This window comes from Sphingomonas trueperi, assembly GCF_040545665.1.
Lineage (GTDB): Bacteria > Pseudomonadota > Alphaproteobacteria > Sphingomonadales > Sphingomonadaceae > Sphingomonas > Sphingomonas trueperi_B.
The window spans coordinates 1,131,702-1,157,039 of sequence record NZ_JBEPMH010000001.1 but is presented as its reverse complement, the minus strand read 5'-3'; the positions used below and the strand labels follow the sequence as shown (position 1 = coordinate 1,157,039).

The following is a 25,338-nucleotide window of genomic DNA, read 5'->3' as shown; positions in this document are numbered from 1 at the left end:
AAAATCGCAGCATCGGCGATACGAGTTGGAGCACACCAGATTGGTGCCCGGCTGTCGACCTTCCGGCGATCCGCGCCACCCTCTCCACCGGTCCAGGCTCCGACCAATGACCCCCACCGCCCTCCGCATGATTGCGGATAACCAATCGGAAATAGCTGAGTGGGACGCCTACCGGCAGCGGTCGGGGTGGTGGCGTCGGCTCGGCTTCATCTGGGAGTATTTCTTGTGAGCGAGCATGAACCCATGAGCCTAGAGCGCGCGGCGTCAAGCATCCGCCACGCCCTAGCACACAACTTAGAGCTCAAGCAGCCCAAAGGATACAGCCAGACCAAAACATCGGGCTGGCTCGCGGCTGAAGTGCCCGACTGGCAGCTACGGCAATGGCTTTCCGCGATCGAGGGCGCCCTCTCCACCCATCAGGAGCAAAGCAATGATTAAGCCGCCTTCCACTCTTGAGGCCGCCCTTATCGTGATTGCAACGCTTGAGGACCTTCTCGAAACGGCGGTAAGCGAGCGCGATAAAACGCGCGACGAATCTACTAAAGCAGATGACGAAACGCGCGCGTTGAAACTCGAAATGCTTCGAATGCGCGCTCTTGGTGCCAGCGCAGACTATGCGCTTGTCATGGAATTTAAGCGCCGGGCGGAACGTGCTGAAGCTGCTCTCGCTGCTTTTAGGGAGCAAAGCAATGGCTGAGGTTACACAGGCTGATCGTGATGCGGCGGCGCGGCGGATGCCGTTGAATACCATAGCGGAGTTTGAAAGGGTCGCCGAGGTTAAGCGCGGTGAACAGGACAACGACCCGCTCGTCCAAGAATTTGCCCGCCACCGCACAGAAGCAGTAAAGCCGCTGGTGGAGGCGCTGGAGAACGTCGTTGCACCACTCGCCCTGCTCCAGCGTGAGGCAGAAGCGAGGGGCAACAGGCTTTCTGGCGTAGCTTACTCGATCGCAAACGACTTGGGCTTTGTCCAGAAGATTGCCCGCGACGCTCTAGAGGCATTCCGGAGCGAGCTGTCATGACCAGCAAATACAGTGAACAGGACAAGGCGCTGGCCAATGCTATCGCCAGACATCGCGCGCTGGAGGATGCTTTCGTCACGGCAAAGATCCAGGAAGCCGCAGGCTCCAGCACGGTCCGGAAAGCTCCGATTACTGGACCCAATTGGCCAGTGCGCTCGGATTATCCGAACCGTGCAGCCTATCACCAAGCCTGCGCAGAATGGAGGCGGCAGTCATGAACGACGATACGAACCAGCGGGCTCGGGAGTGGCAGCCGCTCGACACTGTGCCCTATGGCCGCGAGGTCGAGGTCAAGATCGGCAGCCGGGCTATCCGCGCGCAGCGGATGCGCAACGTCAGCATGACCGAGGGCGAGGTTCCTTGCGACCAGTGGCAGGCCACGACCGACCGCTTCCCGAAATGCTGGTCGGCCGGCTGCTGCTGGGAGAGCAATGCCGACGGCGTCATGAGCGAACAGCCGGAAGCGTGGCGCGAGGTGCAGTCATGAACATCGAACGAGACGTGTGGTACATGCAGGCCGCCAACTGCCGCCTCGCAATCCACATCGGCACTACGGCAGTCTTATTTGGGGTTGGCGCCGGAGGATATGGCGCTCGGATTGAGCTGTTCACGCCACTCCGCGTCTTTCGGTTCCGCCGCCGCATTCCGGATAAGCAGTCATGAACGACGATACGAGGCGGGAACACGTTTCTAGCATCCCGGACGGCGATCTATTGCGCCAAGCTGTAACAAACGCCCGCGCGCACCGCAGCCGCGGATATACCGCACGCTGGGTCGCCGTAATGGACTGCTTCGGTCTCGGCAGCACCTACGCATGGCAGCTCTGCACGCGGTTTGGCTTAGATCCAGAGGAAAGGGTACGTCGATGAACGACGATACGAACCAGCGGGCGCGGGAGGCTGCGCGCATTGCCAAAGTCATGGAGGAGGACGGCGGCTGCTGGACGCCATGCTCCGGCTGTCAGGAATCCTGCGACGGGTGCGTCTCGGCCAAGGACTATCCATACGATGCGCGGTTCAAATGCCAGCCTGGCAGCGGCTGCCGTGAGTGCGGCGGTATCGGGGTGATCTGGCAGGATGGTGCATTCCTGAGCAGTTGGGGTGATGCGCTTTCCGAGGAACCTGCCACCTCCGCCCGTGAAGAAGCAATACGGGAGGCGGCGGAGATCTGCGACCAGTATGCGGCGGCGGTACGCGAGCCGAACAGTGGCATCAGCTACGGGACCGCGCTCAAGATCCAGCGGTCTATCCTCTCCCTCATTACTGGAGGTGGTGAACGTGGGTAAACGATACAGGACGCTCACCGCTAAGCCGGGTGAGGTTAAGGTCGCGTTCGGCCGCACGGATCGCTGGGCAGATCCAAGCATCGTCTACGCATGGGGTAATGGCACCGATATGCGATCTGCAAGCCGCCTGCTTATGTCGGCGCTTGAGGACAAGCCTCTAAAGCCCACGTTCGGCGGAGGTGTGGAGCAAGAGCCTTCGCTTGTCGAGGAGCTTGAGGCGCGCGGCTTCGACATCACAACCCTGCGCTTTTCAATCCAGAAGAAGCAGGTTCAGCAGGACACTCCTAATGAAGAATGATCTGGTAGAGCGGTTACGCACTGAGGCAGAAGCAAACCGTTTGCTGGCGAGAAGCACCGGTATCGGGGCCCTTGCCGAAAGCTGCGAGGCCCGTGCTGCCATGTGCGACGAAGCCATCGAAGCCCTCTCCACCACACCAGGGAGAGAGGAGATAGTGAGGGCGCTGTTTTGGGCCGACATCCAGCAAGGGGAAAAGGAAGCAAACGAAGCCCGCATCCCGGACGAATGGCGCGATAAGTGGTGGGGCGATAGCGCATCAATGCCGCTGTCCGGGCCCGGATTTTTGGCACGGTGGTACGCAATGGCCGACGCCATCCTCTCCCTTCTCAGAAAGGAGGGAGTATGAGCGCCGTTTACAGCGTGGCGTCGCTCGCCAGCCACTGGGGCTGCCACCCGGATACGGTGTATGCCCTAATCCGCGGCGGCGAATTGCGCGCGTTCAAGCTGGGAGGCAAGTTGCTCCGCATCCGAGGGGATGAGGTGGAGCGATTCGAGTGCCAGACTACAGCTTGCAACGATACCGGGGAATGCTCGCAATCGTCTGGTACGAGGAGGGACGACGCCACCGACATTCGCTTGGAACGACTGATCGAGCGTCAGCCGAGGCCGCAGCTCGTGCATTCTGGCAAAAGCGGACAACCGGCGGAGCAGCGCACACAGTAGGCGAGGCAGTGCGGGCGTACCTATCGGCCAAGACCGAGATGGCGTCGCACCACCGCGCCGAAGTGGCCTGGAAAGCCGCCGCAGACTATTGGGACAACCTCCCTATCTCCCGCGTTGATGTGAAGGCCGCAGAGGCCTACCGAGAGCGCCGGGCGCACTGCAAGGCCATCACCGTCCGCAACGAGCTGGCCGTGATCCGCGCCGCCCTGAACTGGGCAGAGAAGCAGAAGCTGATCGAGCGGGCGCCGTTCATCCAGATGCCGAAGATCCCGCCGTACCAGGTCGGGCACCTCACCAAAGAGCAATTCCGCCGGCTGCTAGACCATGCCGAGGCCGTGCATATCAAGCTGTTCATGCAGCTTGCGGTTGGCACGGGCGCGCGAACCAACGCGCTCCTGGATCTCACATGGGATCGGGTAGACTTCGAGCGCGGGCTGATCACCCTCAATCCCTACGATCGCATCCAGACCAGTAAGTACCGGGCCACCGTCCCGATGAACGACCAGCTTCGCGCGGCGCTCAAGGATGCCAAGACCGGGGCGCTCTCCGATTACGTGATTGAGCATGGCCGGGAGCGCGTCGGGTCGATCAAGAAGGGCTTCGCGGCGGCTGCCAAGCGGGCAGGGATAGCTGTCACCCCTCACATGCTCCGCCACAGCGCTGCCGTGTGGATGGCGGAGGCCGGCATCCCAATGGCGCAGATCGCCCGCTTCCTCGGGCATTCCGACAGCCGCGTGACCGAGAGAGTGTACGCCAAATTTAGCCCGGACTACCTCGCTGGGGCAGCCGCTGCTTTGACGTGGTGAGTCCGCTTGACATGCGGACACAATAGGCGCATATAGTGCGTACGTTCAGGAGGCGCACAATGTCGTACAGCCGCGATGATTATTATCAGGAATGTTTTGAGGTCGCGATGAGCGATGAAGGGCTAGACCATCTGCTTTCTCAGATGACTGCGGAGCAGCGCGCCAACATAGGGGGTGCGATCGCGGGAGCGGTGGAGAACGAGGGTACGGCCTTCTACACGCCGGAAAATCCGATGATCGAGCGCAATCGGACGCTTGAGCGTAAGCTAAAGTGGGAGCGCGAGCTTATTACCTGCAAGCCTTGTGGCGGGCGTGGACGGCTGGAGTACAGCGCTGGCGCGTGGGCTGTGAACTCCCACTGCGACAGCTGCCATGGTTCCGGGAAAGTGCACCCGCTTGGTGATCGGGAACCGGCATGAGCTGGCGCGATTACCTGACCAAAAGCGAGGCCCGCACGATCGCTAAAATCGAAAAGGCGCGCGCTGAGGTGGCCGCCATGAACGCTGATTACAGGGCCATTTCCGAACGCGCGAGGAAGCGCATGGAAAGGGCAGAAAACACGGCCTCAGGTTCAGTTGAACCCAAGAGCCATGTTGTGGAGGTCCGCTAAAATGGCGGAAATTGGCGTGCCGGTTGAGGGTCTCGAACCCCCGACCTTCGGTTTACAAAACCGCTGCTCTACCAGCTGAGCTAAACCGGCCCTGGCTTGCTACGAAGCGAGGCTGCGCCCGCATCTGCGCGGTTTGCCGCAGCGGGTCAAGCGGGAAGGGGGCGGGGCCGCGCTAGGGAAAGCCTGAAAAGATGCGCCCGTCCGGCGGGGCCGGGCGGGCGCAGGAACTCGGAAGGTCCAGGATACGGCGCCGGCCAGGCCGGCACCGTATCTGCACATTACATCCGCAGCGTGGCGCTGAGCGAGAACACGCGGCCGTTCTTGTAGATCGAGGTCGGCGCGTCCGGCGTCGAGCTGTACTGGTAGTAGGTCTCGTCCAGCAGGTTCGAGGCCGATGCCGTGAGCGAGATCGCCTTGTTCAGATTGTACGAAATCTGCGCGTCGAGCTCGCGATAGGCAGCGGTGTAGTCCGAGGACTGCTGGCGGCCGAAGCGGTAGAAATACTTGGACCGGCGATTGTAGCTGACGCGCGCCTGGAACGGGCCCTTCTCGAAATAGGGCGAGAGGGTGATGGTGTCGCGCGACAGATAGGGCAGGCCGTTCTTAGACTGGGTGTCGGCGTCGGCGAAGGTGTAGTTCGCCTGGATGCCGAAGCCCCAGATCAGGTTGGCGTTGCCCGAGATCGAGAAGCCGGTCACCGATGCCTTCCCGCCATTGACCGGGCGGGTGATCGAGTAGCGGCGGGTCTGGCCCGTGGCGGTGTTGGTGATCAGCACGCCCTGGCCGTCGGGGCCGTCGTCCACTTCGTTGCCGACATAGTTGGAGATGTCGCGGTAGAAGAGCTCACCCGAGATATAGCTGCCCGGCGCGAAGTACCATTCGGTCGAGAAACCGAAATTGGTCGCCGCATAGGGCTTCAGGTCCGGATTGCCGCCGGTGCCGGTCGAGGTGCTGTCGTCGAGCGAGAGCGAGCCGGCGAGATCGCTGTAGCGAACGCGCGCGATCACCTTCGCGACCGAGCCGCGCAGCACGACGTTCTCGCCCGCCTGGTAGATCAGGTTGGCGGCGGGAAGGAAGCGGTTGTCGTCCGTGTTCGAGCGGGTCAGCGTGTAGACGGTCTGCTTCGCCGCGTTCTGGCCGGAGACATAATAGTTCGACTGGTCTTCGGTGTGGACGAAGCGGCCGCCGATGTTACCGCGGAACTTGCCGACCTCGAAGTTCGCCTGGACGTAGCCGGCGCCGATCCGCTCCTTCACCAGCCAATAGTCGCTCTGCGAGAGGCCGCGATCCACGGTGTAGGTGCCGTACTTGTTCAGCGTCGAAATGATCGAAGCCTGGTCGAGCCCGTAGAAGGGCAGGCCATTGCCGCTGGCGCCGAGGCCGTCATACAGGCTCGGGTCGCGCAGCGTTGGGTTCAGGTCCGCCAGCGTGTAGTTCTGGTTGGTATAGACCGCGTTGCTGTAGGTCGTGTTGCTGTTGGTGTGGTCGGCATAGCGACCACCGAACAGGATGGTGGTGATCGGGCCCCAGTTCACGTCGCGCTTGACGTTCAGCTCCCCGAACCACTCCTTGTCGACGGTGAAGCCCGACTGCGTGGGAACGCCGCCGATCTGGCGGCCGACGAAGGTGGTGCCGTCCGGGCGGGTGATCGTCTCGCCGCCGAGCGCGGTGTAGTTGCTCAGCCACTTGCTGGCGTCGTTCGCGGGGCTCTGCCAGTTCACATTGGTGCTCTGGCCGTTCGCGCCCGCGGTGAAGCCTTGCTGGGTGCGGAAGTCGAGCAGATATTCGGGGTTCTTGCCGCCGCTGGCCTTGGTATAGCCGGCGTTGCCGGTCACGTCCCAGCCGCCGGGCTTCCAGTCCATCAGCACCGAATAGGTGTCGTTCTTCACGCGCGTGCGGCGATAATTCGCGTCCAGCTCGCCGGTCGCGCCCTTGCCGTTGGTGATCCCGGCGAACGAGGCCGAGGTGACGATGCCCGGATTGCCGTCCTTGCCCGGGGTGAAGGTGGCGGACGTCAGGCCCGAACCGTCATAGCCGAAGGTATAGATCGAGTTCGACACGTTGTCGTAGTTGCCGCGGATCACCATCGCCGTGCCGGTGAAGGTGAGGTTGTCGGCCGGCTTCACCTGGACGGCGCCGTTGAAGCCGATGCGCTCGCGCTGCTGACGGAAATATTCGCGGGCGAGCATCGAGGCGTAGCGCGCGGTGCCGAAGGCGGCCTTGTCGGCAGCGCTCAGTGCGCTGATCGCGGTGCCGTTGACGGTTGCGGTCGCAGGGGCGTTGCCGAGCAGGTCGGCACCGGTGCGATACCAATAGGTGGCGACGCCGGCCCGGGCGAGCTGCTGCTTGTCATAATTGGCGCCGAGCAGGATGCCGAAGGTGCCGGCATCGTTGTGCCAGCTGTACAGCCCGGAACCGCGAACGCTGCCCTTTTCGACGCGCCCGTTATATTCGTAGCCGCCGGTCAGCGCGATCGTGTTGGGCTTCAGGTCGAGCGGCTTGCGGGTGACGACGTCGACGCTGGCGCCGATCGCGCCTTCCTGCAGGCGGGCTTCCGGCGTCTTGTAGACGACGGCCTGGCTGATGATCGAAGGCGAGAGCAGCGAATAGTTGAAGGTGCGGCTCGAACGGTCCGAGGGGTTGCCGCCCCAGTCGGCCGATGCGATCGAGTGGCCGTCGATGGTCAGGCGGTTGAGCGCGGGCTCGACGCCGGCGATCGAGAGCTGCTCGCCTTCACCGAACTGGTGATCGACGGTGATGCCGGGAAGGCGCGACAGCGACTCCGCGACGTTGGTATCGGGCAGCTTGCCGACGTCCTCGGCGCTCAGCACGTCGACGATCGAGTTCGCCTTGCGCTTGGTCTCGATCGAGTCCGCGATGCTCTTGCGAATGCCGGTGACGACGATTTCCGACTGGTCGTCGCTCGCCTGCGCCAGAGCGGGCGCGGCATACAGGCCGGTGATGGCGATCGCGGCGATCGCCACCGAATTCAGCAGAGGAACCTTGAACGTCATAGTCTTCCCTTACTCCCCAGAGTGTCAGCCGTGGCTCGCGCCACGAAGGTTTTGTGCCGGCAGGACCGTGGTCTTGCCCGCGAGATCGGTAACCGCATAGGTAAAGCCCGGCTGGAGCGCATAGGCGCCGACCCGGCCGTGGCGGTCGATCGCGAGGAACGCGACCTGCGCGTCCTTCACGGCGTCGCCGCGCAACTTGGCGATGTGCAGCACGGCCTCGCGGCAGGCGGCCATCGGATCCATGCCTGCGCGCATCGACGAGACGACGCGCGCCGAACCGGCGATCCGCGTTACTTCCTCGCCCACGCCCGTGGACGTCGCGGCACCCACATCGGGCTCCACCATCAGGCCGCACCCGGCCTGGGGCGAATCCCCGACGCGGCCGCGCAGCTTGAAGGCCATGCCCGAAGTGGTGCAGGCGCCGGCAAGGCGGCCATTGGCATCACAGGCGACAATACCAATCGTGTCGTGATCGAGAGCCGAGCCGCGCTGATTTTCTATATTGGCTACAGGCTTGTACTTGGCAGTCTTAAGCCATTCGCGCCACGCCGCCTCGGCCTCGGGTGTGAGCAGGCGCGTCTTGGGGAAGCCCTGTTCGAGCGCGAACTGGCGCGCGCCTTCGCCCACCAGGAAGGTGTGCGGGGTCTTCTCCATGACGCGGCGCGCCACCGAGACCGGGTGGAGAATGTCTTCGAGTGCAGCGACCGCGCCGACATTGCCGCGATCGTCCATGATGATCGCGTCGAGCGTCACATGGCCATCGCGATCGGGATAGCCGCCCAGGCCCACCGAGTGGTTCTCGGCGTCTGCCTCGGGCACCCAGCCGCCGGCCTCGACCGCGTCGAGCAGCGAGCCGGTCTTCTTCCACTGGGCATAGGCGGCGGCATTCGCGGCCGCGCCAAAGTCCCAGGTTGAGACAATCAGCGCGCGCGGTGCCGTAGCCTGCGCCATTGCCGAGCTTGCGGGCAGCACGGCTGCACCGGCCAACCCCAATTTCAAAGCCTCGCGTCGATCCAGTCCCATCGTCGCATCCCCACGCGGCGCCGCTGCGCCGCTCTCCTCGTTGCCCGCGGCGTCACATTGCTGTCACCGCTTGGCAGGGATGCTGTCATAGGTCCCATCGGTATACAATACCAAATAAAGAAACTGGTTTTATATATGGCAGCAGATGGTCTCATCTGTTACGTTTTTCGGACGGGTTGTTGCCCAAACGCAACGGGCCGGAGTGCGGCATCCGCGCCCCGGCCCGCCTGAGGCCCGCGATCGACTCAGCCCGGCGCGGTGAACCCACCAATCTCGGCGATGGCGAGCTTGGGCTCGGGCAGTGCGGTCTCGGCAAAGCGGAGGCGCAGGTAGCGGGCCGGGCGCGCCTGCGCAAAGCCGATGCGCTGGGTGGAGAGCGCATAGGCGATGTTGCTGAACTCGCCGCTGGCGGCAGGCTGCCAGGTCTTGCCGTCGGTGCTGACCTCGGCCGCATAGCCCTTGGGCGGGGCGGCGTCGGTCATCACATGGCGTGAGGGCGTGAGGCTGAAGCCGGCCAGCGCGGTTTCGCTGCCGAGGTCGATGGTCACTTCCACCGGCGTGCCGGGTTTGGGGGCGGGCACGGTCCAGATCGTGCCGGGATCGCGATCGAGCAGCTTCTCGGCGCCAGTGCCGGGCGCGCTCACGATCTTCCAGGCGCGGGTGTCGATCACCGTCGGGTCGGACGAGACGATCGGCGCGACGGGCACCGGCGCCACCGAACGGAACAGCGCGAACTCGCTGATCGCCGGGCAGGCGGGCGCCTCGAGGATGCGCAGCCGCACCCGGCGCGGCGCGATCGGCTGGGGCAGGCGCAGGATGCGCTGGGCCGAGATGCACTCCTTCTCGGCGAGCTGCTGCCACTTCCCGTCGATCTCGGCATCCACCGCGAAGCGCGTCACGCGGACGCCGAGCGGCAGATATTCGCGCAGGCGGATCACGTCGAAGCGGGTGCCGGGCTTGAGGTCCAGCGTCAGCGTTGGCGTGGTCGTGCCGTCGGGCGTGGTCCAATAGGTCTCTCGGTTGCCGTCGAGCACGCGCGACGCCGCGAAGGCGGGGCCGCGGGTGGCGCTGGCATGGGCAACGGCGCCCTTGGCGAGGTCGGTCGCGAAGGTGGCGCGGATCGCGTCGCCGAAGCTCTTGAGGATCTTCACGTCCTGGTCGGCGATGCGGCCGCGGCGATCGGGGGGCAGGTTGAGGTTCAGATTGGTGCCCCGGCCCACCGACTCGTCATAGAGTTGCACCAGCCGCTCGGGGCTCTTCACCCGCGAATCCTCGTCGGCATGGTAGAACCAGCCCGGACGGATCGAGACATCGGTTTCCGCCGGCCACCACAGCGCGCCGCCGCGCACGCCCCCATTGCCCTCGCTCTGGACATAGGGATGGTTGGGCATGGTCGGCCAGCAGGGATCGCCAGCGACGCCGTCCTCATTGCCCACCCAGCGAATGTCGGCGCCGAGCGGGTCGAAGGTGCAGGCATCGGGCTGGAGCTGGTGGACCAGCGCGACGATCGACGGCCAGTTGTAATAGGCCGGTGCGTCGATCTTCCGCGTTTCGCGCGCTCCGCCATAATAGCCGTCGCCGCCATTGGCGCCGTCGAACCACACTTCGAACAGCGAACCATATTGGGTGCAGAGCTCGGTCAGCTGGGCGCGGTAATAGGCGATATAGCCCGGGCGGCCGTACTCGGCGTGGTTGCGATCCCAGGGCGAGAGATAGACGCCGAAAGGCAGCCCGGCGCGCTTGCACGCGTCCGACATCTCGCGGACGATGTCGCCCTGGCCGTGCTTGTAGGGGCTGTTGCGGATGCAATGCTCGGTCAGCTTGGTCGGCCACAGGCAGAAGCCGTCATGGTGCTTGCAGACCAGGATCAGGCCCTTGAGCCCGCCCGCCTTCGCCGCCGCGACGATCTGGTCGGCGTTGAAGTCGCTGGGGTTGAAGGTCTTGGGGTCCTCGTCGCCATAGCCCCATTCCTTGTCGGTGAAGGTGTTCATCGAGAAGTGGATGAAGGCGTATTGCTCGCGCTGATGCCACTTCCACTGGCGCGCGCTCGGCGTCGCGCCATAGGGCTTGGGCGCGGGCGTCCTGTTGGCTGCGCCGGTCGCGGCATGGGCGAGCGCCGGGGTGGCGATGCCGGCGGCGACGAGCGCGCGGCGGGAAAGGGTCGTCATTTGCGTTCTCCGGAGAGGGGTTCGGGAATGAGCCAGGTCTCGGCGACCTGATGGCCACGGCCGCTGCCGCCCATGCCGGCAGGGCGCGTCCAGGCGAGATCGAGCGTACCGCCGCGGGTGGCGGCGGCGGGGATGGAGATGTCCACCGTCATCGGGTTGGTCTTGCGATCGAGCGGCGGGTGGAGTTCGATGCTGCCATTGGCGACGAGGCGCATCGGCAGCCAATAGTCCTCGCCGGCATAGGTGGCGATCAGCCGGTAGCGGCGGTTTGGATCGAGCCCGGCATAGTGGAGCCGCAGCGGGGCGTCGTAGAGGCTCTCGGCATAGCTGATCCACGACATCCGCCAGCCGTCGTTTGGGGTGCGGTCAGCGATGCCCTCCACCGCGCCGTGGAAGCGTAGCGGATCGGTGACGGCGCTGCTGCCGCGAACGAGGTGCGGCGCGTTCCAGGGATCGCCGAGATCGTCGTAGAGCGCGCCTTCCTTTGCGCGGGCGTAATCGGCGAGCTGGGCTGGGGTGCGCGTCGCGAGCTGCTTTTCGATCCAGACGCGGTCGTTGAGGTCGACGTCGACGCGGTCGAGATTGGCGCCGCGCTCGACATTCGAGGCGCCGTACAGCTTCACGCTGAGCTGGAGCCGCGCGCCCTGCCACAGCCGCTCGGCCAGCGCGAACAGGCGGGTGCGGAGCGCGGGTACGGGTGCGGGGTCGGCTTCGGCCAGCCTTGCGCGCGCGGCTGCGGCATCGGGGGCGGCGAGGGCGGCGGATTCGCGGGCGCGGGCGGCGATCAGGCGGTGGCGGACGATCGCGTCATACACCGCGCGGTAGCGGAGCGCGTCGATCCGCCAATCGGCCCAGGCGGCGGGCTTGAGGGCGTCGACCAGCGCCAGCGTCGCGTCGATGGCGGCGTTCGCGGCGGGATCGCCGGTCCAGTTGTCTTCGAGCGCGAACAACGCCTTGGCCGCGGCGGGATCGCCGATGAAGCCGGCGGCATAGTCCCGCGCGAACGCCTCGGGCGTGGTCTGCGGATCCCAGCCGAGGCGGAACCAGAGGAACTGGTTCACGTCGTCGTTCACCCCTTCGGAATAGGTGACGAAGCCGCTGCTGCCGGGATCGAGGTGGCGGAACAGCGCCGTCATCGCGCGCGGGCGCGGGTCGATCGGCTCGCGACCCTCGGTGAGCGCGAAAGCGGGACTCCAGCGGTTGACCGGCACCTGTGCGTGCATGGTGTGCGCGATGTCGGGGTAGAGGAGCAGCTGGTAGCCGGCGGGAAGATGTTGTCGCTGGGTGGAGACAGGATCACGGGTCTGGGGTCCGGCGAAGATCCCCGTCAGCCAGCGCGGGCGGCGAGCGAGCTGGGCGTAGAAGGCGTCGAGCCCCGCCGCGTCGAAGCCCTGGGTGGAGATCCACACGCTGGCGGCCGGGTTGCGCGTGTGCAATGCCGCGGCTTCCTCGGCGACCAGCGGGAACAGCCGGTCGGGCGCGGCATGGCCGGGATCGCCGCCGGGGACATAGAGCGCGTCCACCTGCGGCAACGCCCCGAGCAGAAGGCGAAAGCGGCCTAGTTCGTGGTCGCGCTCGGCTTGCGTGTCATAATCGTGCAGGTTGGGATAATAGAGCGCGAAGTCGATGCCGAGCCGGTGGGCGATCTCTCCGATCCCCCGCAGCGTCTCCAGCGGTGGAGCGGGGAAGAGCGGGCTGGTGGCGTCGTCGTCGGAGACGGGCGCGATGATCTGCACGCCGCTGGCGCCCCACAGCGCGAAATCCTCGATCCGGCGGCGGAACATCGCCAGCGTCCAGGCATCATAGCTGTTGTTCTTGGCGCGATAGCCGATCTGGGTGAGCCGCACGGGCCGCGCCGGCGCACTGTCGTAGCGCAGCGGCCGCGCCCCCGTGCGCAGATACCAGCCCGCGCCATAGACGAGCCCGCGCGTGCCCTGCGCCGTGATGACCAGCGTGTCGCCGATCCGGCGGACGGCAAAGCCTTCGCGCGGCAGGCGCTTCGGCGCGACCTTGCGCCATGTCGCGCGTCGAGAGGCGGGGAGGGCGGCTTCCACGCTGTCCTGGGGCGCGAGCAACACCCGCGCGCAGGGCGCGTGCCGTTCCTCCAGCCGCGCACGCAGCAGGTCGGCCGCCACTGCGCCGCCGGCACCGGCGGCGACGCAGGGCGCCGTCGTCGTCAGGAGTGCGGCGGCGAGCAGCATCAGGCCGGCGTGCGACCGTTGGACGGCGGGCGATCGGCCAGCGCACGCCCGAACGCAGGGTTCGGCTTAGCCGACATGGTGAAGCGTAGCGTCCCGCCCTTCACCAGATCGGCGTGCGCGATCCAGCTTTTGGTCCACGGCTTGCCGTTCCAGGTGACCGCGGCGATGTACGGCGTGTCGGCGCGGTTGCCCGGCGCCTCGATCACCAGCTTGCGCCCCTTGCCGACGGTCACCTCCGCTCGCTCGAACAGCGGCGAGCCGAACACATAGGCCGCCTCGACCGGGTCGACCGGATAGAAGCCCAGCGCCGAGAAGACGAACCACGCGCTCATCTGGCCGCAATCGTCGTTGCCGATGATCCCGTCGGGATCGTTCTTGTACATCTCCACGCACAGCCGCCGCACCATCGCCTGCGTCTTCCAGGCCGCGCCGACATAGGCGTAGAGATAGGCGGCGTGCTGATCCGGCTCGTTGCCGTGCGCGTACTGGCCGACCAGCCCCGAAATGTCCGGCGGCGCGTTGTCGGGGAGCGTCGAGGGGGCGTTGAACAGCGCGTCGAGCTTGGCCTCGAACTTGCCGTCGCCGCCTATGTGCCGGATCAGCCCATAGACGTCGTGCTGGTTGAGGAAGGTCGCCTGCCAGCCATTCGCCTCGGTATAGTCGCGCCACCAGGGCTTGGGCATGTGGCCGAGCTGGACTGGATCATAGGGCGTCCACCAGCTGCCGTCGGCGAAACGCGGGCGCGCGAAGCCGATGCTGCCGTCGATCACGTTGCGCCAATTGCCAGAGCGCTTGCGCAGCCGCTCGGCGTCACCCTTCTCGCCGATCGCGGCGGCGAGGTGCGACGACGACCAGTCGTCATAGGCATATTCCTGCGTCCGGCTGACGCTCTCGAACCATTTGTCCGCAGGCACATAGCCCATGCGATCGTAGAGATCGCGGCCCTTGCTGTTGTCCTTGTCGGGCGCGGTGAAATCGAAGCTGCGGCGGCGGATCGCCGGCCAGGCGGCGGCGTAATCGGCCTCAATCCCCTTAGCCTGTGCCTCGGCGAGCGGCACCACGCCGTGCCAGCCCATCATCGTACCCGTCTCCCTGCCCTGGAGCGGCCAGACGAGCGGGCCATAGGGCGACTGCGCCGTCTGCCGGATCATGTCATCGACCAGCGACTTGGTGCGATCGGGCGCGATCAGCGTGAGGAGGGGGTGGAGCGCGCGATAAGTGTCCCATAGCGAATAGGTGCTGTGGGCCGCGCCGCCCTTGGGAACGCTATGGATCTGCCCGTCCATGCCGAGATAGCGGCCGTCGGCATCGGAGAACAGCGTCGGCGCAAGCTGCGCGTGGTAGAGCGAGGTGGTGAGGATCGTGCGCTGGTCGGCCGTGCCGCCCTCGACCTTGACCGCGTCGAGGGCCGTTTGCCACCGGGCGGTGGCATCGCGGCAGGTGCGGTCGAAGTCCCAATGTCTCGCCTCGGTGACCAGATTGGCGCGGGCGCCCGCGACATCCACCCCCGAAATGCCGCAACGCACGAGAATCGGGGCCTTTCCTGCATCCGCATAGTGCAGGACAGCCTTGAGTCTCCGACCAGAGACCTTGTGGCTGCCGGCGGACTGCTCGGCATCGTCATCACCGTAGAACGTGATGCGATCGGGCTGGCGCGAGAGCTGGAGCGCGAAGAAGATCTTGCGCCCCTTGGCCCATCGGAAGACTTGTCGCTGACCGGTGATCGTCCCGTCGGCCTCGATCTCCATCAGTGCGTCGGCGATCAGCGGCGGGCTGTCCGAGCTGTCGAGCACCAGGTGCGACAGGTCGAGCAGGATATGCCCGGCGCCGGCCGGGAAAGTATAGCGATGCCAACCGGTTCGTTCGGTGACGGTCAGCTCCGCGCGCACGCCGTTATCGAGCGCGACGCGGTAATAGCCTGGCTCGGCATGTTCGTCGTGATAGCGTTGGCGATAGCCGGTTTCGGGCTTTTCGCGGGTGCCGGGCTGAAGTACCACGGGTCCCCGGGCGGGGACAACGAGTAGATCGAGCATGTCGCCGATGCCGGTGCCCGAGAGATGGGTGTGCGAGAAGCCGAGGATCGAGCCGTCGCTATGATAATAGCCCGAGCAGGTCTCCCAGCGCTCGACCCCCGTATCGGGGCTCAGCTGCACCATGCCGAACGGCAGCGTCGCCCCGGGATAGGTGTGTCCGGTGCCGCCGGTGCCGATGAATAGATTTGGTGCAGTGCGGCGCGGCGTTGTCGCCGATAGGGGATGAGCGACAGCGGAAGCGGCGAGGCCGATAGCGCTGGAGCCGAGCAGGCGGCGGCGGGAGAGGATCACAAGGATTCCTGAAGCAGCTTGGGTTGGACCGCGGCGAGATGGACCAGCAGCTCGCCGAACAGGCCATTGGCCCAGGCGAACCAGTCGCGAGTGAACTTGGCAGGGTCATCCTGGTTCACGGCCTCATGGATGAAGCCGGTGCCAGAATCGCTAGTGCTAAGCATTCGCAGGATATTGCGAAGCGTTCTCACGTCGCCGTCGTAGCTGAAACCACGCATGATCAAAGACATGGGCCAGACCTGTCCCAGCCCGACGTGCGGTCCGCCGATCCCTTCAACGACCTTGCCGCGCGACCAATAGGGGTTCGCCTCGCTCCACGCCGCATCTGCAGTGCGTCGCCAAAGCGGTTCGTCGCGGTCGACGCAGCGGAGATAGGCGAGGCTCGACAGGGACGGCACATTGGCATCGTCCATGAAGATCGCGTTGCCGAAGCCATCGACTTCGTAGGCGATCACTTCGCGCCCGTCGCGCAGCCGCATCGTCCCATATTCACGGAGCGCGGCCTCGACTTCGCCGGCGAGGGACATCGCGTCGTTCGCAAGTGCGGAATCCTGGCGCGCTGCCATCGCAAGCGCAGCGAGTTCGCGCAGGACGGTCACCGCGAAGTGATTGGACGGGATAAGGAACGGATAGATGCAGGCATCGTCGGAGGGGCGGAATCCGCAATGAATCAGCCCCACCGGACGGCTGGGCGGGCCATAGCCGTCGAGCATCAGCGTTTCGGTCGGCCGATCGCTGCTGCGCAGGAAGCGATAGGGGCCGGGCCCGTCCTTCCGCTGCTGCTCGCGGAAGGTGCGGATCGTCGTGCGCGCGGCTTCCGCCCATTGCGCGTCGAACGGGGACGTGTCGCCGGTCGCTTTCCAATAATCATGCGCCAGGCGAATGGGATAGCAGAGGCTGTCTATCTCCCATTTCCGTTCGGCGACGCCCGGCTTCATGTCGGTCTTGTCGTGCAGCGCCCAGGTCAGCTTGGTGCGCGCATGCGGATCGGCGAGGAACGCGTTGGCATAGGGATCGAGCAGGATGCACCGCGCCTGGCGGGCAATAAGCCCTTGATACAGGCGGCGAAGGTCGGCGTCTTCCTTGGCGAGGTGCAGATAGGGCCGCACCTGCGCCGAACTGTCGCGCAGCCACAGCGCGTCGATGTCGCCGGTGATAACGAAGGCGTCGGGCTTGCCGTCGACCGTGCCCATCTTCACCGTCGTGTCGAGCGTGTTGGGGTAGCAGTTGCCGAACATCCAGCGCAGCTTGGGATCGGCGATCTTGCTGGAAACACGCGCGATTTCGCGCTCGACCGCCTTGCTGACGAAGCGGCGGTCGGCAGGCGCGGGGCGCTTGCTGACGAAGTCCACCTTGTCCGCAGCAAAAGCGGGCGTGGCGGCGAGCGCGAGGCCCGAGCCGAGCAGGGTGCGGCGATCGATCATTTTGGCGATCATTTCGGCAGCACCTGCGCATCGCCGTTCAGCGTGAATTCGGCCCATTGGCCGGCGCCGTCGCCCGGCTGGCCGCCGCCGATCCACACGCGATAGGTGCCCGGAAGCACCCGGCGGGTGCCGTCGCGCGCCACGCTGCTGATGCTGCGCGGGTCGAGCGTGAACGAGAGGCTGGCCGATTTGCCGGCCGCAAGGGCCGCCCGCTGGAAGCCGGCAAGCTGGCGTTGGAGTACCGGCGTCGTGAACCCACCTGGTTTGCCGGCAGCCGGCGTCACGACATAGACCTGTGCCACTTCCTCACCGCTGCGGTTGCCCGCGTTGGTGAGCGTGGTGCTGACCTGCACCGGCTGGCCGATGCCCGCGGCCTTCACTGCCACATCGCCATAGGCGAACTTGGTGTAGCTCAGACCATGGCCGAAGCCCCAGAGCGGCTTGCCGGTGAAGTAGCGATAGGTGCGCTCCTTCATGCCGTAATCGACGAACGCCGGCAGGTCATCGACCGAGGCGTAGAAGGTCAGCGGCAGGCGGCCCGACGGGTTGTTCTTGCCCGCCAGCGTCTCGGCGATCGCGGTGCCGCCCTCTTCGCCGGGATACCAGGCCTCCAGGATCGCGTCGGCGAGGCTCGGGTCGACCGCCACCGCGCTGCCGCTGGTGAGCACGAGGACGAGCGGCTTGCCGGTCTTGCGCAGCGCCTTCAGCAATTCGAGCTGCGGGCGGGGCAGCGCGATGTCGGTCCGGTCACCGCCGACGAAGCCGGGGATCGAGACGCTGAGCGCCTCGCCCTCGAGATCGGGCGACAGGCCGAGCACCGCGACGATGGTGTCGGCGTTCTTCGCGGCATCGAGTGCCTGGGCGAGCATCGGCTCGGCCGGGGGCTGCCACATCAGGCGGACCCCGCCATCCTCGCTGCGATGGTCGATCTCCATGCGGAACGGCACGGGGCGGCCGTCGCTGGCGAGCTTCACCGCCACGCGCGCCTTGCCGAGCGGGCCGTCGTGGAGGAGCTTGCCATCCACCCACAGCCGTACCGCGTCGTGCGTGGTGCAATCCTTCCAGCAGGCGGGGATGTCGACCGCAAGCTCATACTCGCCCGCGCCTGGGGGCGTAAACTCGCCGCTCCAGCGCACCGCAAAGCCGGTGGGGTTCAACCCCGGCAGCGGTGCTGCGCGGGTATAGTTGAAGTCGATGCGTCGGTCCCGCCGGGTGGCGAGAGGCGTGCCGCTCACCGTGGGCGAGGCGAAATACTCGGCCTTCAGCCCCGGCTTGCCGTCGGCGCGGAAGGCGGTTTCGGGCATGATCACCGCGCCCGCCTCGGCCAGCTGCGAGCCTTGCGCATATACGACGCGATCGGCGCCGAATTGGCGGCGGATGCCGTCGAGCGGGGTCACCGGATCCTTGGCGGTGCCGTGATAATTGCCCTCCAGCACGCCGAGATCGTCGGCATTGGCGCCGATTACCGCGATGCGTCCGCCAGGTGTGAGCGGCAGGCGGTCGCCGTCATTCTTGAGCAGCACGATCGCCTTGCGCGCGGCTTCCAGCGCCAGCGCGCGGCGCGCGGGGGTGCCGAGTTCGCTGGGCTTGATCTTGCCCCACGGATTGGCGCCGCCGAACGCGATGCCCAGCGCGCGGCGGGCGTCGAGCGCGCGCTTCAGCGCTACGTCCACTTCCGCCTCACTCACCAGCCCGCGCTTCACCGCCTCGGGCAGCGCCGCATAGGTGTTGCCGCAATTCAGGTCGTTCCCGCCCTTGATCGCGACCGCAGCGGCTTCCGCTGCATCCAAGCTGTAATGGTGGAAGCTGTGGATGTTCGCCACCGCGTCGCAGTCCGAGACGGTGAGGCCAGTAAAGCCCCAGTCCTTGCGCAGCTTGTCATTGAGCAGCTCGCCCGCGGCGCAGGCCGGGGTGCCGTGGATCGAGTTGTACGCGCACATCAGCGATTGCGCCTTGCCCTCGGTGATGGCGAGGCGGAAGGCGGGGGTGTAGGTCGATTCCAGGTCCTGCGGGCTGGGATCGACGTCGAAGCCGTCGCGCCCGGCTTCGGGACCGCTGTGCACCGCGAAATGCTTGGGCGTGGCGAGCACCTTGGGGTGTGCCGGGTCCGGACCCTGCAGGCCCTGGATGAAGCCGATCGCGAGATGGCCGGTGAGGAAGGGATCCTCGCCATAGGTTTCCTGGCCGCGGCCCCAGCGCGGATCGCGGAAGATGTTGATGTTGGGCGACCAGATCGTCAGCCCCTCGTAGATCTTGCGGTCGGCGGTCACCGGCTTCGCGTTGAACTTGGCGCGCGCCTCGGTGGCGACGGTGTCGCCCACCTTGTGGAGCAGCGGCACGTCCCAGGTCGCGGCGAGGCCGATCGCCTGCGGGAACACGGTGGCATAGCCGTCGCGGGCGAGGCCGTGCAGGCCCTCGTTCCACCAGTCATAGGCGGGCAGGCCGATCACCGGGTCGGCGGGCGCGGTGCTCTGGAGCTGCGCGGCCTTCTGCTCGATCGTCATCTTGGCGATCGCGGCGGCGACCGGATCGGGATCGCCGGCGAGGAGAAGCAGGGGGAGAAGGGGCATCAACGGGGTCCCAGCGTACGAAGGGTCAGGGCGCGGGCGAGCGCAGCGGCGCTAGCCTCGGAGGTGACGGTGAGGGTGCGGCTTTCGCCGGGCAGCAGATCGAAGCCGTTGTCGCTCGGCTGCGCGACGGTGGCGCCGAAGTCGAGCATCACCGCGCGGGCGAGGGCGCCGGCGGTGACGGTCACCTGCTTGCCCTGCCAGCGGACCGACAGGCGCGGGGCGGGATAGGCCATGTCCTTGGGCAGGAACCGTTCCAGGATGGCGCGCGAGACCGGCTTGCCGTCGATCCACAGCTCGGCGACGGCATAGCTTTGGGCTGGCGCCGCGCTGCCGAACAGGTCGGCATCAGCGATATTGGCGAGTTCGAGCGCGCCGGGGGAGAGGTCGAACTTCTCGGCTTTGGCGCCCAGCGGCTTGCCGTCCATGGTGAAACCGCGCACGCGCCATTCGGCAGCAATCAGCTTGGTCGCGTCGGACACGGCGACGATCCGCGTCGCGCCGTCCTTGTGCTCGGCGACGATCGCCTGGGGCGCGAACATCCGGCGCGCCTCGTACTGGAGCAGCTTCCACTGGCCGTCATAGTCGATGCTCGCCCAGCTGATCGCCGGCCAGGCGTCGTTGAGCTGCCAGTAGAGCGAGCCCATGGTGATCGGCGCGCAGGCCCGGTGGTGGCGCGCGGCCATGCCGATCGCCTGCATCTGGTTCACCTGGGTCAGGTAGACGAGATCGGCGAAGTCGACGGGCTTGCGCAGCCGCTGGTCGAGATAGAGATGGAGGCGGCTATTGCCTTCGCCCGCCAGGAACTTCTGGTGCGCTTTGAGCACCGGGCTGTCGATCGCCAGCGGGCCGTTGCCCGCGAAGCCGCGGATCGTCGACAGGTTCGGCATCGCCTGGAAGCCATATTCCGACATGAACCGCGCGCAGCCGCTGAGATAATTCTCGACCGGCTTGGAGCCCGACCAGACGTCCCAGAAATGGCGGTCGCCGGTGGCGTCGGTATCGACCGGGCCGGTATAGTCGTTCGAGGGCGAACCGGGCCAATAGGTGGTGCCGGGGGCTTCCTTCAGCACCGCGTCGCGCAGCGTGCGATCGAACAGCACGGCCATGCCCGCGCCGATCCGCTCCTGCTCATCGGCGCCGATGGCCTTCTTGAACGCCTTGCGATCGGACCAGTTTTCCCAGCCGGACAGGATCTCGTTGCCGCCGTTCCAGCCGACGATCGACGGATGCGGCTGGAGCCGGGCGACCTGCTGCTCCGCCTCGATGCGGACATTCTCGCGGAACGCCGCGTCGGGCGGGGTGATCGAGCCGCCGAACATGAAGTCCTGCCACACCATCAAGCCGAGCTCGTCGGCGGCGGCGTAGAAGGCGTCGTCGAGATAGTATCCGCCGCCCCAGACGCGGATCATGTTCATGTTGGTGTCGCGCGCATCGGTGAGCATGCGGCGCATGCGCGCTTCGGACACGTTGTTGGGGAACATGTCGAACGGGATCAGGTTCGCGCCCTTGGCGAAGATGCGCAGCCCGTTGACGCGGAAGCCGAAGCCGCCGCCCTGGGTGATCAGCTCGACGGTGCGCAGGCCGATGCGCTGCGACACGCGGTCGCTGACCGCACCGTCTTCCTCCAGCGTCGCCTCGACCTTGTAGAGCGGCTGCGCGCCATAGCCCGCCGGCCACCAGAGCTGCGGCTTGGGCAGGGTGAGCGGCACGCTGACCGCATTCTCGCCCGCGCCGAGGGTGAGCGTGCGGGCCGCTTCGACGGTCTGGCCATCGGGGCCGGTGATGCGGGTGCGGACGGTGACGGCGCGCGCGCGGTCGCCGAGCAGCTTCCACCGTGCCACCAGCCGCGCCTCGGCGGGGTTCAGCGCTTCCTGGTCGACGCGAAAGCCGTCGATGCGGGCATCGTCCCAGGCTTCCAGCCGGACCGGCCGCCACAGACCGATCTTGACCAGCCGCGGCGCCCAGTCCCAGCTGTAATCATATTTGGGCTTGCGGATATAGGGCGAGGTCTGCTTGCCCTTGGGCTCGTCGCCGAACGCGGAATCATATTCGCCGGGGAGCGGGAATTTCTCCGCCAGTACCATCGGCTGCAGCGTCTTGATCGGGGAAGCGATGGTGACGACCAGCTCGTTTGCCCCCGCCTTGAGCGCCTGCTTGGCGTCCACCCGCCAGCGGCGATGGGCGTTGACGGTCTCTACCAACTTCTGTCCGTTGAGCGTCACCGTGGCGAAGGTGTCGAGCCCGTCGAACACCAGCTCGAGATGGTCACGCGCCAGCATTTCGGGCGTGACATTCAGCGTGCGGCGGAACTGCCAGCGGGTGAGGCCCGCCCATTGGATCGGCGCCTCGTTGATGCCCTTGTACGGATCGGGCACGCGCTTCGCCGCGATCAGGTCCTGCTGGACGCTGCCGGGGACCTTGGCGGGGAACCAGGCGGCTTCCTTCGGATGCGCCTTGGCCGCCTCGGCGTCGCTGGGGTCGATGCGGACCTGCCAGGCGCCGTCGAGCGAGACCGACTGCCGCGGATCGGCCCAGGCGGGCGTGACCAGCGCGAGCAGGGGAAGGAGTGCGAGCGCGCGCGACTTCACTTCGACGCCTCCGTCAGCACCACCTTCTCGACCGTGTAGAACGGGTCACTGAGCGGGGACGTGAACTGGAAGCACAGATCCTCGTCGCCGCTCAGCTTGGGCAGTGTGCCGGAGAAGCGGAACTGCTGCGGTGCCTTGGCCGGATCGGGGAGCGGGAAGGTGCCGACGACGATCGGCTTGATCGTCGGATCCTTGGCGGCGGCGATGCAGCGCGCGCGGACGATCAGCTCGCCGTACGTGCTGACGTTGTAATGCGCCCGCACCTTGTTGAAGTCGTGCGCCAGGCCGTAGTTGCGCGGCGTGCGGGCGACATCGACGGTGAAGCCGGTCGCAACGTCCAGCGGCGCGGCCGGGTATGCCGTGCAGGTGTCGAACAGGTTGACGTTGAACACCGGCGCATTCTCCTGCGCCTCGGCATTGAGCGGCACGCGCAGGCCCAAGGCGCCCTTCGGGCAGGCCACCATGTCCGAGCTGGTGCGTGTGAGCAGCGCGGTGCGGCTGGTGTCGAAGGCGCGCGGGGTTGCGGTGGCCAGGCCTGCAGCGTCGAAGGCGGCGGCGGTGATCGTCGTGCCGGGCTTGAGCGTCAGCGGCGCCTTGTAGACCGGCGACTTCGCCGTGGGCTGCTTGCCGTCGAGCGTATAGCGGATCGTGCCGAAGCCGGTCTGGCTGGTCAGCGCCACCTTGGCCTGGTTCGCCCGCAGCGCCTCGCCGCGGGTGCCCTGCAGCTTGTAGTCGACCGCAAAGGCGCTGTCGGCGACTTCCATGCCCGATCGGCGCCAGCGCGCCATCTGCGGCTGGAGGCGCGTAACGAAGCCGGTGAAGTCGCGCTTGTCCTTGCCCGACCAGGTGATCTCGGCGATCGCCGCCGCGCGCGGGAACAGCACGTGCTGCACCTGGTACGGCGTGATCAGATACTCGCTCCACGCATTGCCCTGCGCGCCGAGCACGTGGCTCGCCTTGGCAGCGTCGATACCGGCGGGCATCGGCTCGTACTTGTAGACATCGGCCAGCGTCTGGATCGACAGGCGGCCCGGCGGCTCGTCGCTGCGGTCGCTCTGCAGGCTGTCGAGGTAGAGCGTCGGCGCGGGCGAAAGCACCACGTCATGCCCGGCATTGGCCGCTTCCACCGCGCCCTTCTCGCCGCGCCACGACATCACCGAGGCCGACTTCGGCAGCCCGCCCTCGAGGATCTCGTCCCAGCCGATCAGGCGGCGGCCATGCTGCTCGAGATAGGCGCCGAACTGCTCGATCATCCAGCTCTGCAGCCCGTTCTCGTCCTTGAGTCCGAGCGCCTTGATCTGCGCCTGAACCTCGGGCGAGCGCTCCCACTGGTCCTTCACCGCCTCGTCGCCGCCGAGGTGGATATAGGTGCCCGGGAACACCGCCATCAGCTCGTCGAGCACTTCCTTGACGAAGGCGATGCCCTTGGGGCCAGGGTTGAAGAGATATGGGTTCACGCCCCAGTCGTGCGACACTTCGGTATGGTCGCCGAAGATGCCGAGTTCCGGGTAGGCGGCGACCAGCGCCTGGGCGTGGCCGGGCAGGTCGATCTCGGGGACGATGGTCACGCCGCGTTCGGCGGCATAGGTGACCAGCGCCTTGAGCTGCTCCTGGGTGTAGAAGCCGCCGACCTTGGGGCCGGGCGCGCCGCCGGTGCTCGGCGGGGTGCGCCAGCCGCCGATTTCGGTAAGCTTGGGGTAGCGCTTCACCTCGAAACGCCATCCCTGGTCGTCGGTGAGGTGGAGATGGAGCGTGTTGAGCTTCACCGATGCCATCTGGTCGACCACGCCGTAGACGAACTCGATCGGCTGGAAGTGGCGGGTGATGTCGAGCATCAGCCCGCGCCAACCGAAGCGCGGCGCGTCCTCGACGTTCAGCGCCGGCAGCTTCACCGGCTTGCCGAAGCCGTGATCGGGGCTGAGCAGCTGGGCGAGCGTCATCGCGCCGTAAAGCAGCCCGCGATCGCCCGAGGCGGCGATGCGCACGCCCTTGGCGTCGACCGTCATGCGATAGGCTTCGGCGCCCTGGATCGCGGTATCGCGCTCGAAGCGGATCGCGCCGCTGGTGCCGGTCGCGCCCAGCGTGAGGCCGCGCTCTACCTTCACATGGGCGGCGAGGAGCTTGGCGGCGGCCACGGCGGCGGTGTCGCCGGCGGGTACGGCGATGGCGGTGCCGTTCGCCACGGTGAAGCTGCCCTTGCCCAGCGTCAGGCTGGCGGGCAGGGGGGTGAGCGGCGGCACGGTCTGGGCGAAAGCGGTCGAGGACAGCAGCAGTGCCGCCCAGCCGGAATGCCTTGCCGTTTTCAGGAACGCGCGCATCGGAAACTCCCCTATTGTCGCGGCCACCGAGCGGGGCCGGAGCAAGGGTGTAACCAATTTAGATCCTATCGGGCAACAGGCTTGCGTGCACGGACATAGTTCTTTGCATTTAGCCTCTTGACCTCTACCGTTGAGGCTGTTGGTATCATCGTACCAATGTAAGTCCGTAGGAACGCGTGTACGCGCTGCGGGAAACCTGCCGTAGATACGGTTGTCGGGGCTTGGCAACGGTGTCGGGCAAGGGGGAGAGATGATGACGTTTTCGGACCAGATCGGCCGGTTTCGCGAAGGCAACCCTTCGCCGCTCTATCTGCAGCTGCAACAACTGATCCGTGAGGCGATCAGCGGCAAGATTCTCGCCCAGGGCGACGCGATTCCGCCGGAGCGCGACCTCGCCGTGGAATATGACGTGTCGCGCATCACCGTGCGCAAGGCGATCGGTGGTCTGGTCGAGGAAGGGCTGCTCACCCGCCGCCGCGGCGCCGGCACCTTCGTCGCCGAGCGCGTCGAGAAGAGCTTCTCCAAGCTTTCCTCCTTCACCGAGGACATGGCCGCGCGCGGCCGCGCCGCCAGCAGCAATTGGATTGCGCGCTCCACCGGTCAGGTCACGCCCGAGGAGGCGATGGCGCTGGGCCTGTCGCCGGGGGCGGCGGTGCTGCGCTTCTCGCGCATCCGCTTCGCCGACGGCGAGCCGATGGCGCTCGAATTCTCGACCATCGCCGGCTACTGCCTGCCCTCGGTCGATGCGGTGGGGGACTCGCTCTACACCGCGCTCGAAGCCGCCGGAAACCGCCCGGTGCGCGCGCTCCAGCGGCTGCGCGCGGTGCCGTTCCTCGGCGAGCATGCCAAGATGCTCGGTGTCGATCCCGGCCATGCCGGCCTGCTGATCGAGCGCCGCGCCTTCCTGCGCGATGGCCGCCCGGCCGAAGTGACCCGCTCCTATTACCGGGGCGATGCCTATGATTTCGTGGCGGAACTCAGCGACGTCTGAGCCGCCCGCCTGCCTGCTGATTTTTGGAGATTG

22 protein-coding genes and 1 tRNA gene are annotated in these 25,338 nt (G+C 66.5%); 13 read left to right on the top strand and 10 right to left on the bottom strand.

Translation table 11 applies throughout. The features are described 5' to 3' along the window. The first annotated feature begins 225 nt into the window (after window positions 1–225). From ABIC65_RS05275 to ABIC65_RS05220, 12 genes are all read left to right on the top strand, one after another. On the top strand, window positions 226–438 hold the full coding sequence (locus tag ABIC65_RS05275; protein WP_354307272.1) for a hypothetical protein: 213 nt from the start codon (window positions 226–228) through the stop codon (window positions 436–438). After that, window positions 431–697: a hypothetical protein gene (locus tag ABIC65_RS05270; protein ID WP_354307271.1), complete on the top strand. Its 267-nt coding sequence runs from the start codon at window positions 431–433 to the stop codon at window positions 695–697. Before ABIC65_RS05275 ends, ABIC65_RS05270 begins: the two co-directional genes overlap by 8 nt. Further along, entirely contained in the window at window positions 690–1,022 is a 333-nt protein-coding gene (locus tag ABIC65_RS05265) for a hypothetical protein (protein WP_354307270.1), read from the top strand. Before ABIC65_RS05270 ends, ABIC65_RS05265 begins: the two co-directional genes overlap by 8 nt. Next, complete coding sequence (locus tag ABIC65_RS05260) at window positions 1,019–1,240, top strand: hypothetical protein (RefSeq protein ID WP_354307269.1); 222 nt, start codon at window positions 1,019–1,021, stop codon at window positions 1,238–1,240. Before ABIC65_RS05265 ends, ABIC65_RS05260 begins: the two co-directional genes overlap by 4 nt. Continuing rightward, window positions 1,237–1,509 (top strand): hypothetical protein, encoded by a 273-nt coding sequence (locus ABIC65_RS05255; protein WP_354307268.1) that lies wholly within the window; start codon window positions 1,237–1,239, stop codon window positions 1,507–1,509. Before ABIC65_RS05260 ends, ABIC65_RS05255 begins: the two co-directional genes overlap by 4 nt. 378 nt (window positions 1,510–1,887) lie before the next feature. Further along, window positions 1,888–2,307 carry a hypothetical protein gene (locus ABIC65_RS05250; protein WP_354307267.1) on the top strand — a complete coding sequence of 140 codons (420 nt, stop codon included), beginning with the start codon at window positions 1,888–1,890 and terminating at the stop codon, window positions 2,305–2,307. Continuing rightward, entirely contained in the window at window positions 2,300–2,605 is a 306-nt protein-coding gene (locus tag ABIC65_RS05245; protein WP_354307266.1) for a hypothetical protein, read from the top strand. The genes ABIC65_RS05250 and ABIC65_RS05245 overlap by 8 nt, the downstream gene beginning before the upstream one ends. Next, window positions 2,595–2,951: a hypothetical protein gene (locus ABIC65_RS05240; protein WP_354307265.1), complete on the top strand. Its 357-nt coding sequence runs from the start codon at window positions 2,595–2,597 to the stop codon at window positions 2,949–2,951. The genes ABIC65_RS05245 and ABIC65_RS05240 overlap by 11 nt, the downstream gene beginning before the upstream one ends. Then, on the top strand, window positions 2,948–3,268 hold the full coding sequence (locus ABIC65_RS05235; RefSeq protein ID WP_354307264.1) for a helix-turn-helix domain-containing protein: 321 nt from the start codon (window positions 2,948–2,950) through the stop codon (window positions 3,266–3,268). Before ABIC65_RS05240 ends, ABIC65_RS05235 begins: the two co-directional genes overlap by 4 nt. A 38-nt stretch (window positions 3,269–3,306) precedes the next feature. Next, window positions 3,307–4,074, top strand: a complete 768-nt coding sequence (locus ABIC65_RS05230) for a tyrosine-type recombinase/integrase (protein WP_354307263.1) — start codon at window positions 3,307–3,309, stop codon at window positions 4,072–4,074. 59 nt (window positions 4,075–4,133) lie between these two features. After that, complete coding sequence (locus ABIC65_RS05225) at window positions 4,134–4,493, top strand: hypothetical protein (protein WP_354307262.1); 360 nt, start codon at window positions 4,134–4,136, stop codon at window positions 4,491–4,493. After that, complete coding sequence (locus ABIC65_RS05220; protein WP_354307261.1) at window positions 4,490–4,684, top strand: hypothetical protein; 195 nt, start codon at window positions 4,490–4,492, stop codon at window positions 4,682–4,684. The genes ABIC65_RS05225 and ABIC65_RS05220 overlap by 4 nt, the downstream gene beginning before the upstream one ends. Window positions 4,685–4,701: 17 nt before the next feature. Here ABIC65_RS05220 and ABIC65_RS05215 read toward each other — a convergent pair. The 10 genes from ABIC65_RS05215 to ABIC65_RS05170 all read right to left on the bottom strand — a co-directional run bounded on the left by ABIC65_RS05215 (window position 4,702) and on the right by ABIC65_RS05170 (window position 24,314). Next, window positions 4,702–4,774 (bottom strand) — tRNA-Thr (locus ABIC65_RS05215). Window positions 4,775–4,962: 188 nt separating this feature from the next. Then, the gene (locus ABIC65_RS05210; protein ID WP_354307260.1) at window positions 4,963–7,698 is read right to left on the bottom strand and encodes a TonB-dependent receptor; all 2,736 of its coding nucleotides are present in this window, start codon (window positions 7,696–7,698) and stop codon (window positions 4,963–4,965) included. A 24-nt stretch (window positions 7,699–7,722) separates the two neighbouring features. Continuing rightward, on the bottom strand, window positions 7,723–8,721 hold the full coding sequence (locus ABIC65_RS05205; RefSeq protein ID WP_354307259.1) for a N(4)-(beta-N-acetylglucosaminyl)-L-asparaginase: 999 nt from the start codon (window positions 8,719–8,721) through the stop codon (window positions 7,723–7,725). Window positions 8,722–8,966: 245 nt separating this feature from the next. Beyond that, a complete protein-coding gene (locus tag ABIC65_RS05200) occupies window positions 8,967–10,889 on the bottom strand; it encodes an alpha-L-fucosidase (protein WP_354307258.1) in 1,923 nt (640 codons plus the stop codon). Next, window positions 10,886–13,090 carry a hypothetical protein gene (locus ABIC65_RS05195; RefSeq protein WP_354307257.1) on the bottom strand — a complete coding sequence of 735 codons (2,205 nt, stop codon included), beginning with the start codon at window positions 13,088–13,090 and terminating at the stop codon, window positions 10,886–10,888. Before ABIC65_RS05195 ends, ABIC65_RS05200 begins: the two co-directional genes overlap by 4 nt. Beyond that, window positions 13,090–15,411 (bottom strand): GH92 family glycosyl hydrolase, encoded by a 2,322-nt coding sequence (locus ABIC65_RS05190; RefSeq protein ID WP_354307787.1) that lies wholly within the window; start codon window positions 15,409–15,411, stop codon window positions 13,090–13,092. The genes ABIC65_RS05195 and ABIC65_RS05190 overlap by 1 nt, the downstream gene beginning before the upstream one ends. After that, window positions 15,411–16,838: a glycoside hydrolase family 125 protein gene (locus ABIC65_RS05185; RefSeq protein ID WP_354307786.1), complete on the bottom strand. Its 1,428-nt coding sequence runs from the start codon at window positions 16,836–16,838 to the stop codon at window positions 15,411–15,413. Before ABIC65_RS05185 ends, ABIC65_RS05190 begins: the two co-directional genes overlap by 1 nt. An 8-nt stretch (window positions 16,839–16,846) precedes the next feature. Further along, window positions 16,847–19,408: a glycoside hydrolase family 3 C-terminal domain-containing protein gene (locus ABIC65_RS05180; RefSeq protein WP_354307256.1), complete on the bottom strand. Its 2,562-nt coding sequence runs from the start codon at window positions 19,406–19,408 to the stop codon at window positions 16,847–16,849. Then, on the bottom strand, window positions 19,408–21,996 hold the full coding sequence (locus tag ABIC65_RS05175) for a beta-mannosidase (RefSeq protein WP_354307255.1): 2,589 nt from the start codon (window positions 21,994–21,996) through the stop codon (window positions 19,408–19,410). The genes ABIC65_RS05180 and ABIC65_RS05175 overlap by 1 nt, the downstream gene beginning before the upstream one ends. After that, window positions 21,993–24,314, bottom strand: a complete 2,322-nt coding sequence (locus ABIC65_RS05170) for a beta-N-acetylhexosaminidase (protein WP_354307254.1) — start codon at window positions 24,312–24,314, stop codon at window positions 21,993–21,995. The genes ABIC65_RS05175 and ABIC65_RS05170 overlap by 4 nt, the downstream gene beginning before the upstream one ends. A gap of 253 nt (window positions 24,315–24,567) precedes the next feature. On the opposite strand from ABIC65_RS05170, the gene ABIC65_RS05165 reads away from it, so the two are divergent. Then, the gene (locus ABIC65_RS05165; protein WP_354307785.1) at window positions 24,568–25,305 is read left to right on the top strand and encodes a GntR family transcriptional regulator; all 738 of its coding nucleotides are present in this window, start codon (window positions 24,568–24,570) and stop codon (window positions 25,303–25,305) included. The last annotated feature ends 33 nt before the right edge of the window (window positions 25,306–25,338 follow it).